The sequence below is a fragment of the Priestia megaterium NBRC 15308 = ATCC 14581 genome (assembly GCF_000832985.1).
GTDB classification, from domain to species: Bacteria; Bacillota; Bacilli; order Bacillales; family Bacillaceae_H; genus Priestia; species Priestia megaterium.
In genome coordinates this window covers 4074610-4087106 of the sequence record NZ_CP009920.1, presented here as the reverse complement: position 1 = coordinate 4087106, position 12497 = coordinate 4074610, and the positions used below count along the sequence as shown (strand labels likewise).

The following is a 12497-nucleotide window of genomic DNA, read 5'->3' as shown; positions in this document are numbered from 1 at the left end:
CTATCCATCCTCTCTTAATACAATCTCTACGGTCGTTCCTTTTCCCCTCTCGCTTATGATTGTTATCTCTCCTCCATGAGCTTCTACAATCTCCTTTACAATTGATAAGCCTAATCCGTATCCTCCGCTTTTTCTCGAGCGAGATTTTTCCACTCGATATAGCTTGTCAAATACGTAAGGCAGATCTTGTTCTGGAATGCCTATTCCTTGATCTTTAAGAGTTATTGTCAATGATTCAGCTGATTTTTTTACAATCAAATCAATTTTAGTCCCTTCTTTTGAATATTTCATTGCGTTATCAAGTAAATTGATAATCACTTGCTGAAATCTTTCAGGATCTAGTAAAATGTAAAGACCTTGAGAGCAGCTTATGTCCAGATCCATCTCTTTTTCTTTTAAAGCTAAATGAAAATGCGCGCATATGGTGTGCAAATACGTAGCCAGTTCTACTTTTTGTTTTTGAATAAAAAACGTATGCTGATCCAGCTGCGCCAGCTGAAACAAATCTTTGACTAACTGTGAAATTCTTTCCGCTTCTTCTTCCACAATAGCAAGATATTTATCATGTTCTTGCGGTGTATTAGAAGGCCTTCTAGCAACGTCTGCGTATCCCTTTAAATACATCAAAGGAGTTTGAAGTTCATGTGAAATGCTGCTTAAAAATTCATTTCTCTCTTTTCGTAACCGCTGCAGCTCATTTGCTAGCGACTGAATGGACATTCCTAATTGTCCAAGTTCATCTCTTGAATGAGCGCCAAGCTTTACAGACAAATCCCCTTGACTCAGCTTCTCTGTTGCTTTTTTCATCTTGATTAAAGGAGCAGTTATAAATTTAGACAGGGCAAAAATAGTCACAATTGAAAATAAAATGGAAACAGCTCCGGCTACGTAAAAATGATGCTGTAGTCTCGCAATCATTTCGTGAATATCATTTGTGTTTTTGAACATATAAACCGTTCCGAACTGCTGACGGCCTTTTTTAATAGGTGATGCTGTGGCGATATAAGGTTTTCTTTTCCAGTCGCCTTGCATAATTTCACCTTTGTATGTAAGAGACTTTCCTTTCCATTTCTCTACCGCTTTTCTTGCACCTTGAATTAAAGGCCGAGACGAACTGATAATTTTTCCTGTCTTATCTGTTATGACAACATCAGTTTCTGCTTCAGATTCCATCAGTGCAACATGGTTAAGCGTAGCCGAATCATGATGCTTCTCTAATACTTCCCGGTGACTGTTTCCTCTTAAACGCAAACTTTCTAATTCCTCCGAAATTCGTGTGTTGGCAAGACCGCTATATAAGTAAAAAAAGAGAGCCGCTTCAATTAGTAAAATGAACATTAAAAACAAGAGTCCAAGCTTAATAGAAATTCGATTCATTTATTCACATCCTTTGCTTTTATTATAGAAGTAATAGTTGAAGAAACTGTGCAGAATAAAAATGCCCCACAAAATAATTGTCTTTATACTATGAAAAATTCCCTAATAAGAAAGGTTCTTCTGTTGATACAACTGTACTGAATTAGTCAAATAAGTGTTATTCTCTGACATTTTACCATAGGTACACGCACGTACGCAGAACAGCATTTCAATGAACAACGAAGGGATGTGAATACCCCCTATTGATAGGCGTAAAAATAAAGGTTCTTTTAACTATCATTATTAAGTGAACTCTTTACTGTTTTTCTAATAAAAAAGGTTAATTAGCAAAAGCTAATTAACCTCGTTAAATAGTGCAATTTCACCCAGTTCTCTCAGTTGAACTGTCTCTTGTTACCTGCAAATTTCCGGAGCGTTTTAATTTGTTCCACCCTACTCTTGTTCCTTTTAATGCAGCTAAAACTGCCTTCCAAGCTACCCATAGTAATAAGTAGCGATACACAATTCTTTGTATCACTAGAGCAACCAATGGTTTACTGCTTATTCGCTCTAATCTAAAGGCCACTAAACAAACAAGAAAATCAACAATAAAGTAGCACCCATATAGAAGAACCGAATGTTTAACATCTCCAGTACATAGCCTCAAAACAAATAAAAGGTCTAAAAATGGTGCAAATAAAGGAAAAATGAATTGAAACAGCAGCATATTAGGAAGAGCCATAAAACCTAATGCTTTATGCTTGCGCCCTCCAAAAGCTCTTTTGTGCTTCCACAAGCACTGTAAAGTTCCAAAGTTCCAGCGATGGCGCTGTTTGAGAAAATCTTTACGTTTTTCCGGTGCTTCTGTATATGCACTTGCTTTCTCTTCAATTGAAATTTTATAATCGCTGCGCAATATACGCAGAGACATGTCTGTATCTTCAGCTAATGTATCGGCCGTAAAATATCCTAATTCTTGAACAAGTTTTTTTCGCCATGCTCCTATTGCGCCTGGAACCACCGTCACGCAATTAAGCATAGAAAAAGCACGTTTCTCTAAATTAAAACCTGACACATATTCAATATGCTGCCATGTTGTTAATAAATTACGGACATTACCTACTTTAATGTTCCCCGATACCGCTCCTACTTTTTTATCGTTAAAGTGTCTCACCATAAGTGATATAGCGTCAGGTGAAATAATGGTATCGGCATCAATTGATACAATGATTTCTCCTTCTGCTTTTTGGATACCCAAATTGATCGCCGCAGCTTTTCCTCCATTTTTCTTTCGAAGAAGATGAAACTTGTCATTGTCTCTGAAATCTTCAGTAACAGCCTTTGATGTGCCATCTGTTGACCCATCATCAACCATAATAATCTCAAGATTTTGATATGAACTCTTCAACACCGACTTGATCGTCCTGCTTATCACATTCTCTTCGTTGTATGCAGCGATGACTACGCTGACTAAAGGCTGATATGAAGCATCAAAATGCAGTTTATCAGCTTTTCTTTTATGTTTAAGCGCGAGATAAAAGACAATAAGCAAACGCAGTGTAAATACAATTAATGTTCCATAAAACAGAACGAAAAAAACAGTATGCAGCGCAGCAATATTCGCTAGAATCAATTTGATGTTTTGAATAATCGGATTCTCTGCTTTTAAAACGGCGGGCATTGTACTTTCCCTGCTTTTGTTCGTCAAATCCCCTGCTGTTACAAATGTATACCCTCGTGCCTGCAGCTTTTCAATGATTTGAGGCAGTGCTTCTACTGTTGCTTCTCGGTTTCCTCCTCCATCATGAAGTAAGATAATATCACCGTTCTCTGCTTGCTTCATCACACGGTTTACAATTTCTTTACTATTTTTAGCTTTCCAGTCACTCGAATCAATATCGTAGTTAACAGTTATATATCCCATCTTCGTCGTATCCGCCATTTTTTGAAATGAAGCTGGATCATATACCGTTTCATCGTAACCATTATAAATGTTTTGATTATCTCCATACGGAGGCCGATATAAAATAGATGAATGACCAGTGATACCTTGAATGATTCGTTCTGTTGCATTTACTTCATACTTTAGCTGATTATTAGAAATATTGATTGTATTTGGATGGGAAAATGTATGATTTCCAATTTCATGACCATCTTTATATACTTCTTTAACAATATCTTGATGAAATACTGCATTTTCACCAATCATAAAGAAAGTAGCTTTTACATCATGGGCTTTTAAAATCTTTAAAATTTTCTCTGTGTATTCAGGATCTGGCCCATCATCAAATGTTAAAACAATTTCTTTGTTAAATATTTTGCTTAGCCGTTCAATCTCAGGAGCTTGCGGCATTGCTGTGTACTCTTCCCCTGAAATAAATCCTTTTGAATCAAAAGCAAAACGTCTTTCTCCTGGAGAAGCCTCTGTTTTTGCATGAAGTATGCTTCCTTCTCCATAATTGTAAGCAATTTCTCCATTTTTAACAGTCTGAATCTCACTTACTTTATGTCCTTTTACTACATCCCATACAGACGGGTCTTCCGTTCCCAGTCTCCATAAAGCGACTCCTTTGGCACCGCTTGTTGAAGCAGCTTTCCACTGATTATAAAATGTCACGCTGTCCAAAAACCATAGCTCATGCGTACCCGTTCCGTCTTTATAATTTACATACGGCGTTTTGCTTTTATCATCCCACTCTACATTCAAGTGGGCTTTTTGAGCCATTCGCATGACGTCTTCAAATGATACGACCTTTCCTCCTTGCTTGCTCTTTTCATCCCAGTCATATCCATAGTTTCCAAGACTAACAATCATCTTATCTTTTAACGATTTTGATAAATTGTTTTGATACCAAGAAAATGAAGCAATAGGACCCGGGCTTTGAAAGTGCTCGTCGTACATCATTAAAATCATACGGTCATTATACTGTTCTAAACGGCTATAATCGAATGCTTTATTAGCTGGAGGCACATCCATAGTTACCATTAACCCATCTTCATGGAAGGCTGTATAAAGTTTCTTCATAAAGTCTGTTAGTAACTCTCTGTCGCTGCTTTTGATATTTTCAAAATCTATATTTATCCCATCATATCCATTTTCTTTAATTTGACGATGTAAATTATGTATAAGTTTGGATTGTTCCTGAGGAGATTGCAGCAAGCGGTGAACCGTTTGTTCATCCCATTTTCCATTCGACTCATTTGTCAGCAACGGTAAAACCTTTGTAGGATGCTTTTTAGCAAAATCTCCGATATCTTTTTGAACACTGCTTTTTAATTCCAAGTTCGAATTTAATGAAAACCATTGAGGTACAAGAACGTCAATTTGGTCAATATTATTTTTTAATGAACGTTCACTATTTTTATCCCAATTAACATAGAACGCATAAAAATCTTCTTTGTTCACAATCCGGTTTTCTAAAAACTTTTTATGAGACTCATCTTCTGAAAAAGAAGAGAGCCGGCCGCTATCGTTATCGGATGGATAAATAGTCGAAAATTCATTCTTTTCTTCAGTCCCCCATGTTGGCAAGACCGGATTAAAGTGAAGGCTTAAGCCTGAAACGAAAGCTGAAAAAAGAGTAAAAATGATTAGGAGTATAAATAGACTTATAATAATATGCCATCGTTTTAGAGAACTAGTCTCAAAAATGAATTTTTTCTTACTTTTGTCCGTGTGCGAACCAGCCGTCTTCTCGTCTCGCCTGTTCTTTTTGTTGAATCGTGTTGTTTGCACATCCATACCTGCTTTCTATCCTTTTTAGCTATGATGTAAAGGAAAAAACGTTTCTACCTCTGTTTTTATATCCTCTATGTATGTTTATCACTTTCTCTACACTTTTTATTTTGCTAGTAGAAAAAAGTGTAGAGATCGCGTTGTTTTTGTAAAAAGTCATATACTCAAAAGAGCGAAAACTTTTATAAACCGTGCATCTGACACTATAAGTTTTTCTGCAAACAAAAGGATAACAGAAGTAAATGAAGCGGTATATATGCTAATTTATCGAATTTAGAGATAACTTATGGAAGTGTAAGGCTTTACAGCTATACCATCTTCTAGGTCTTATCTCGTCTGATTAGTTATTTAGACATGTATTTTTTCATTTTCTTAAAGCTTTCTAATAAAAGTAGTGTATTACGTGGAGACCTCCTGCGCTTTTACCATATTAAAAATTCCCAGCCAGCTAAAGCACCAGACGATTTAAAGGCGACACAGATTAACTCAAAATAAAAAGCATGTTCTCCAAGGAGAACATGCTTTTTATTTAATAATGATAACAGGACATTCTGCGGATTGAGCAACTTCGTGACTTACACTTCCTAAAAAGGTCTCTTTAACAAAGCCCTTTCCCCGGCTTCCTATTACAATGACGTCTTGTTGATTGTCGCTTGCGTATTCGATAATTTTCTTTGAAGCTGTGCCTTCTAAACCGTATGCCTCATATGGAATACCTGATTGAGTTAAATGATTGTGAGCTTCAGATAAAATATCGCGGTTTTCTTCTTCTATCAGTGCGTCTAAGTCAACGCTAAAAACAGGCTGCTGCAAGTGAATTCTTTCCTTAATATGTACAATTGTCAGCTTATTAGCATTTACGCTTTTAGCTAGTTTACTTGCATGTTGAAGAGCACGAATGGAAGGTGCGGAGCCATCAAAGGCGACTAAAATTTTGTTATACATATAAAGAACCCTCTCTCTTTTTGTTCTTTCGTGATGTATTACTATCTAGATGCTGTAGATGATAAAGCAAAAAATAATAAAGTAAGAGACTTCTTGATTTTTGCTTTATCATCCATACTATACTTTTACCGCTTTCAGAAAAAACAAAACATTTATCCGTTTTTTTCCATATAAAAAGCCTTTGCTCACTAGAAGCAAAGGCTGATTGTTTATGTTAGTAGGTTATTTAACAAACTTCTTTTAACTCTTCAGTTAAACGTAAAAAAGTTTCTTTATCTCTTTTTTCTAACGACTGATCAATTTGCAGTAAAAGCTGTGCTTTTTTAAAGTCACGAAGAGATTTGTTTAGCACTAGTTGAGCTGCTGTCGCGTCTGATACTTTTACTTCTTCTCGTGTCATTTTGCGGGACGTATAGTTTTCCATTACAAGTCAACTCCTCATCCTTTTCGCTATTATATAAGAAATCATATAATTATTCAAATATTTTTTCTTATTTTTCATTTTAAATTTGACCCCCAAAAACCGAGATTAAGACATAACGAAATCAATTCAATCTAAAGACAAACAAATTGGATACATGAGCTGAACCGCTTGTGACACCGCTGTTGATTTCCGTGCAAGGCTTCGCCTTGCCATCCAATCAACCGCTAGAAGCACCGACCCACATAAACGAAACCTACGTTCGTCACAATAACAAAAAAATCCGAACGAGTTGGATCCTTTATCAAGAATCTCGATTCATTGTTCGGATTTTCTTTCCACTAAAATACTTTTGTCTCAGCCTCTTGATATCACAACCACTCTGGGCATGAAGAACCTCGAGGAACGAGAACCGTCTTATACTCCCCTGGAGTTTCCGACATTTCGATTTGTTCTGTAAGCCCTTGGTACAATCCTAAAGGTGTTTGGGCTGTAAAGAGATCCGGTGCAATGTACTCATGCTTCTCTGACGAACCAGCTGTTTGATGAGCGTATGTTTTGTCATAGATGCCCATTGATAAAATCCATAAAGATACACGATCTAATGATACACGCACGCGGTAGCTGCCTCCTTCTTTTGCTCTTCTTTCTAGTGCCATTAAAGCACCGACTTCAAGCAGCCAAGAAACCGCATAATCGTTTACCACTACAATAGGAGGCAGCGTAGGATTTTCTGGCGACCCTTCTAATGCCATGACTCCCGTTACACTTCCCGCTGTTTGGTCAAATCCATTTCTTTTCGCCCACTCTCCTTGCGTTCCGTGCAGGTTAACGGTACAGTGGATGATTCCTGGTTTTAGTTCGGCACACTCTTCAGCTGTTAAACCGTATCTCTCTAGAAATCCGTATCGACGGTTCGCAAAAAAGATATCGGCTCCTTGTAGCATTTCAACCATTTTTTCTTTTCCATCTTTTTCACCGATATCCAGCGTTGAAGAGCGCATACCGACATTAGACGTAGCGTAAATCGTATCATGCTCCCAGTCCGTTGGCTTCCAAATATTTAACACGTCCGCACCGTGTAAAGCGAGCGCTCTACCAAATCCTGCTCCTGCAATAACATGACCAAGGCCTAATGCTCGAACACCATCTAGCGGCGTTTTAGGATTCTTTGAAAAAGGAATCGGCTCACTTTCTCCAATCTTTTCAATTTCAATTAAAGGAAGCTGCGCTATTTCTTCATACACGGACTCATTCATAAACTCTTCAATTGTCCGCACAACAGGCATGATAACTCCTCGCTCCGCTGCAGCTTTTTCTAATTCTTCTGCATTCCATCCGCGAATTTCTTTTGCCACTGCATCAGGGTCTTCTATACCATTTAACAGCTTTAGCGTTTCATGCTTGGAGCGTGGATATGGATTCAGCGGCATCACCCATTTGTCATCTTTTGTTTGATAAAAGCGAAAGCCTAATGGGTTATATGGATCATTTGCTTTACTTGGTGCGTACCCATTAAGCTTTTCCCATTTTTTATCGTAAAAAGGTGATAATCTTCGTATAGCTTTTCGTAAATCCATATGAATATCTTGACCTTTTCCGCCTCGTATTCTCCAAATTTTTGAGACAGCTACTGATTTAGCAACTAGTGCAATAGCTGCTGCTGAGGCAAGGCGCAGCGTACTAGGAACAACCGGATCTTCTCCGTAAAACGTAATGTTTCCTCCACTGTCTTTTGCTGATAAACCTACTCCTTGAAGCACATTTTCAAGCTCTTGATAGATATCAAAATCACTATTATCCGTTAAACGATTTTCATTTGCTTTCACAATAGATTTTGTTAGCTGATCTTTAGTAATGTTGCTCACGTATAACCCCTTCTTTCCTCATATAATTACCTCATTATGTCCCTGCTTGCTGAAGTTATGCCCTCGTCGAGTTAAATCAAAGCACTTTAATATAACCTTTACGTTAACGTTAATATTATCTTAAAACGAATGTATCATACATCACTTAGGCGAACAAATAATTTGTTTCATAGACAAACAAAAGCGCTTTATGTTTTTTTACATAAAACGCTTTTGTCCTACTTCATATTTTCTTTTTTGAACTACTTTTCGATTGGTTTTTTTAATGCATGCAAGTTTTCTTCTGCAGAAAGCATCACTTGGTTCATAATATCTTCTGCATCTTTAATTGCTTGGTTATAAAAGTGAGGGCCGATATTTTCTTTAATAAACTCTAATACATTTTCCGCAGCAAATTCACTGATTTCTTCATCTCGTTCGTTATAAAAAAACGTTTGAATTTCATTCAGCATTTTATCTTTATCTTCTTTTGAAAAATTAATAAACATAAACAAAACTCCTCTTTACATTGATATCTGTCTACCTGACATCATAGCAAGAGGAGCTGAGAAAATGCAGTCTTTTTTTCTTGTTGTTTTTGTGTACAATGCTTGTGCTGATTTGAATTAGCTAGGCACCTTCATAGCCGTTTTTTCTTTTATGCGGCCTGAGCGCTTTTTCATATCTTGTAAAATTTCTAAATATCTCTTTTCCGTCAACTCATATTTTGCCAGTGGGACAAGTGATAACAAGCAAAGAATCCCCGGAATGATTGTAAAGATTAAAGCGATCCAAATGAGCGTGCTGTGTGACTGAATTTGATTTGGCACGTATCCTACTGCTGAAAGGATGTACCCGCCTACTGCTCCACCCACTGCTGAAGCAACCTTTGTTTTGAAAATATTCGTAGAAAACACCATTCCTTCCGCTCGGTTCCCCGTTTTCCACTCTCCGTATTCTACACAGTCAGCGAGCATAGATGTTTGAGCAATGTTGCTAACTCCACCGCCGAAAGAAGCTAAAAAGCTTAAAATCATTACAGGCATAACGTGAAAACCGGTTACAAACATTGTAAGAGTGGCTACAGCATTTAGGGCAATTCCCCCTATTGCTGCGCGTTTCTTTCCAAATTTGTTTGAAATGAAAGGAGACGCGATCGCTCCTACAATTTGTGCTGTAAAAAATAAGGTTAAATAAAGAGACGCGATATTCTCTGCATTTAAATTGTATTTAAAATAGTAAATAGAAAACGTAGTTCGAATTGTTAAAATCGTTTCAACTAAAAGCATCGAGAAAATTAGATAACGCAACGGTTTATTTTGAATAAATAAGTTCCAAACTGCTTTTGGCGTCTGCTTTTCCTGTCTTTTTACGGTATAGTTTTCTTTTACTCCTGAAAATGTAATAATCATTGTAATCATTAAGATACACGCATAAATAAGACTAAGCATAAACCAGTTTCCAAAATAATGAGCTAGTGGAAGAGTTAATAAACTAGCAAATAAAGACCCTACTGCTGCAATGGTTCTAGGAAACGCCACTACTTTATTTCGTTCTTTTACATCTTGTGTAATGGTTGCTGAAAGCGACCAATAGGGAATATCCATAATAGCAAAGCTTGTTCCCCATGCGATATAGGTGATATAAGCGTAAATTAATTTTCCTGTATGAGAAAGATCAGGACTAATAAAACACGCGACTGTAGCAACTGCTGCAAAAAATCCGCCTATTAAAAGATACGGCCTAAACTTACCAAATCTCGTTTCTGTATTATCAACAACCATTCCGATAATAATGTCTGCAATTCCATCCCATATTCTCGCAATAAGAAATAAAGTTCCTACGGCTGCAGCATTTAGTCCTACGCTATCCGTATAAAAAATCATTAAATATGTACTTGTTAATGCATAAATAATATTGTTTCCAAAACTCCCCATTCCGTATGATAATACGGTTTTTAGAGAAACTTTTGACTGTACCCCCATGCTCATATAACTTAACTCCCTTCTCCTATAAAACGCTTTCATCTCATTGGTGACTAGAATCTTATTGCTTTTTGAGATTCTAGTCTTCTATTACGGCTGTATATTTTCCACAACTCGACTTTCGTAAGGCTGCAGAACAATATCTTTAAACACTTTTACTTCGGGCGTATGGTTCATAAGAAAGGAATAACTCTTCTCTCCAAGCTTGCGAGGATATACTTCAATTCCCTCTTCACTTTCCGTATGCTCAATATGCTGCTGTTTTACAATATCAAGCGCAATTTTTTCAAAAGTCTGCTCTTCAATTCCACAGCCTACATAATAAACCGTCCCGCGACCAAACTGATTTTTTGTTACAGCCGCTTGATTATAAAATGGATCGTCATACTCATACAGCACTTCAGCTGTTACAGGTGTGATAATGTCTCTCCACACGGACACACTTGCTTGTTCTCCTTCATACGGTCCTACCCCTTTAATAGCTGCTTTCTGAGTAGAAGATAGTGCTTCCACTTCATGAATTTCAATCCCTGTTATTTCTTTTACATATCCGGGCAGCGTCTGTTTAAAGTGAATATTATTTTGTTTGTCTTTAATGCCGGTTCTAAACGTAAAAACGATGACGCCTCCGTTTTCAGTAAATTCAGTAAATCTTTTACCTAGTTCTTCATCAATGATTTGCAAAGCCGGAACAACCAATACTTTATAGCTTGAAAAATCTCTCGAAGCAGGAATAACATCAATAGGTGTATTCAACTTATAAAACGGTGTATATCCTCGAAGCAGCTCCTGCGTAAAGTCAAATCCTTCACTTTGCTGCTGAAAGCGCCATGACCATATATTTTCATAGTCATACAAAACGGCAACATCGGATTTAATACCAGACTCAAGTACATGTTCATAATGAACGATTTCACTAAATAACGACTGAACTTCTTTGTAGCGTCTTCCATAATGATTATCGTGACCTACAACTCCATAGCAGTATTGCTCGGCTCCTCTTGTCATTCCGCGCCAACGGAAATACAGCATATTCGTACATCCATGAGCAAACGCCTGATAAGACCACATTTTTGCCTGGTTAGGTCGCGGAAGATAACCGATGATATCATGACCTTGAGCGCCCATTAATTCCTCTACAATCCAGAAGTTTTTATGTAGCAAACCTCTATTAAAATCATGCCCTAATGCAATATGAGCCGGGGTAATGGGCTCTGTTTGACCGCCCCATACCGGATAATTGTCATAAGATACAAAGTCCATTACTTCTAGATTTTCTTCATGGTCAAACCATTTATCAAAAAAGCCCCCTGATACGTTCGTTGTCAACAGCTGGTGATCACCTTTATATTTCTTCACAATCGCTGTTTGTTCGTGAGCGTATCTGTTTAACGAAAAAGAACGAAAGCGCGCCCAGTCAAGCTTTAGCGAAGGGCTGTGTGTCGTAATTGTTTTTACGGGCATAGGCACTTCAGTAAACTCGTTATATGTTTGTCCCCAGAAAATAGTGCCATACTTTTCATTTAGCTCATTGATATCTTTATATTGTCTTTCCAAAAACTGCTGAAACTCTTTATGACATTGTTCGCAGTAACACATGTCACTGCCTTCATGGCCAAATTCATTGTCAACTTGCCATGCTACAATTGCTTCTTCTGAGCAGTAGTGCTTTACGAGTTGTTCTGTAATCTGAGCGCTATACTTTCGGTAAAGGGGCGAATTAAAACAATATTGACGTCTTCCTCCAAAGGCTCTGACCGCCCCGTTTTCATCTTTTGATAAAATAGAAGGATGCTGCTTCGCAAGCCAAGCCGGAAAAGTGGCAGTAGGCGTACCAAACATAACATCAATATTCTGTTTTTTAAGCTTATTGATAACGCTATCAAAAAAGGAGAAGTCATATTCACCTTCTTTAGGCTCCATTAGGTGCCAAGCAAACTCTCCTATTCTTACCATGTTTGATCCTAGCTCTTTAATGCCTTGGATATCTTCTTCTATCATATTTTCTGGCCAATGTTCAGGGTAATAATCGACACCGATGTACATTTTTCTCTACTCCTATCTATTTCTTTATTTCATTAAATGAATAATTTGCTGCTAACTGTTAAGGTCTACTCGGAAACAGGGATCAAAAGCAAAAAAATCACATTTATTTTCTTCATAAATAAATCTCTATTCAACTTTCAAGATACATACTTTCTAATTTT

8 protein-coding genes are annotated in these 12497 nt (G+C 37.3%); all 8 read right to left on the bottom strand.

The features are described from left to right. The gene (locus BG04_RS20950) at positions 1–1377 is read right to left on the bottom strand and encodes a sensor histidine kinase (protein WP_034652805.1); all 1377 of its coding nucleotides are present in this window, start codon (positions 1375–1377) and stop codon (positions 1–3) included. 361 nt (positions 1378–1738) lie between these two features. Continuing rightward, positions 1739–5092: a trifunctional glycoside hydrolase family 18/polysaccharide deacetylase/glycosyltransferase family 2 protein gene (locus BG04_RS20945; RefSeq protein WP_158319976.1), complete on the bottom strand. Its 3354-nt coding sequence runs from the start codon at positions 5090–5092 to the stop codon at positions 1739–1741. Between the two features lie 525 nt (positions 5093–5617). After that, positions 5618–6037, bottom strand: a complete 420-nt coding sequence (locus BG04_RS20940; RefSeq protein WP_034652807.1) for a universal stress protein — start codon at positions 6035–6037, stop codon at positions 5618–5620. A gap of 226 nt (positions 6038–6263) precedes the next feature. Continuing rightward, entirely contained in the window at positions 6264–6461 is a 198-nt protein-coding gene (locus tag BG04_RS20935) for an IDEAL domain-containing protein (protein WP_013082792.1), read from the bottom strand. 368 nt (positions 6462–6829) lie between these two features. Further along, entirely contained in the window at positions 6830–8326 is a 1497-nt protein-coding gene (locus BG04_RS20930; protein WP_080743156.1) for a CoA transferase, read from the bottom strand. A 242-nt stretch (positions 8327–8568) separates the two neighbouring features. After that, the gene (locus BG04_RS20925) at positions 8569–8814 is read right to left on the bottom strand and encodes a DUF2164 domain-containing protein (RefSeq protein WP_016763783.1); all 246 of its coding nucleotides are present in this window, start codon (positions 8812–8814) and stop codon (positions 8569–8571) included. A gap of 117 nt (positions 8815–8931) precedes the next feature. Further along, positions 8932–10296: a glycoside-pentoside-hexuronide (GPH):cation symporter gene (locus BG04_RS20920; protein ID WP_034652809.1), complete on the bottom strand. Its 1365-nt coding sequence runs from the start codon at positions 10294–10296 to the stop codon at positions 8932–8934. An 84-nt stretch (positions 10297–10380) separates the two neighbouring features. Beyond that, positions 10381–12336 (bottom strand): beta-galactosidase, encoded by a 1956-nt coding sequence (locus tag BG04_RS20915; RefSeq protein WP_034652811.1) that lies wholly within the window; start codon positions 12334–12336, stop codon positions 10381–10383. Positions 12337–12497 lie beyond the last annotated feature (161 nt).

Coding starts and splice junctions, on each gene's coding strand:
- BG04_RS20950 (WP_034652805.1), bottom strand. CDS start 1,377: ATGAATCGAATTTCTATTAAGCTTGGACTCTTGTTTTTAATGTTCATT.
- BG04_RS20940 (WP_034652807.1), bottom strand. CDS start 6,037: ATGTATAACAAAATTTTAGTCGCCTTTGATGGCTCCGCACCTTCCATT.
- BG04_RS20935 (WP_013082792.1), bottom strand. CDS start 6,461: ATGGAAAACTATACGTCCCGCAAAATGACACGAGAAGAAGTAAAAGTA.
- BG04_RS20925 (WP_016763783.1), bottom strand. CDS start 8,814: ATGTTTATTAATTTTTCAAAAGAAGATAAAGATAAAATGCTGAATGAA.
- BG04_RS20920 (WP_034652809.1), bottom strand. CDS start 10,296: ATGAGCATGGGGGTACAGTCAAAAGTTTCTCTAAAAACCGTATTATCA.
- BG04_RS20915 (WP_034652811.1), bottom strand. CDS start 12,336: ATGTACATCGGTGTCGATTATTACCCTGAACATTGGCCAGAAAATATG.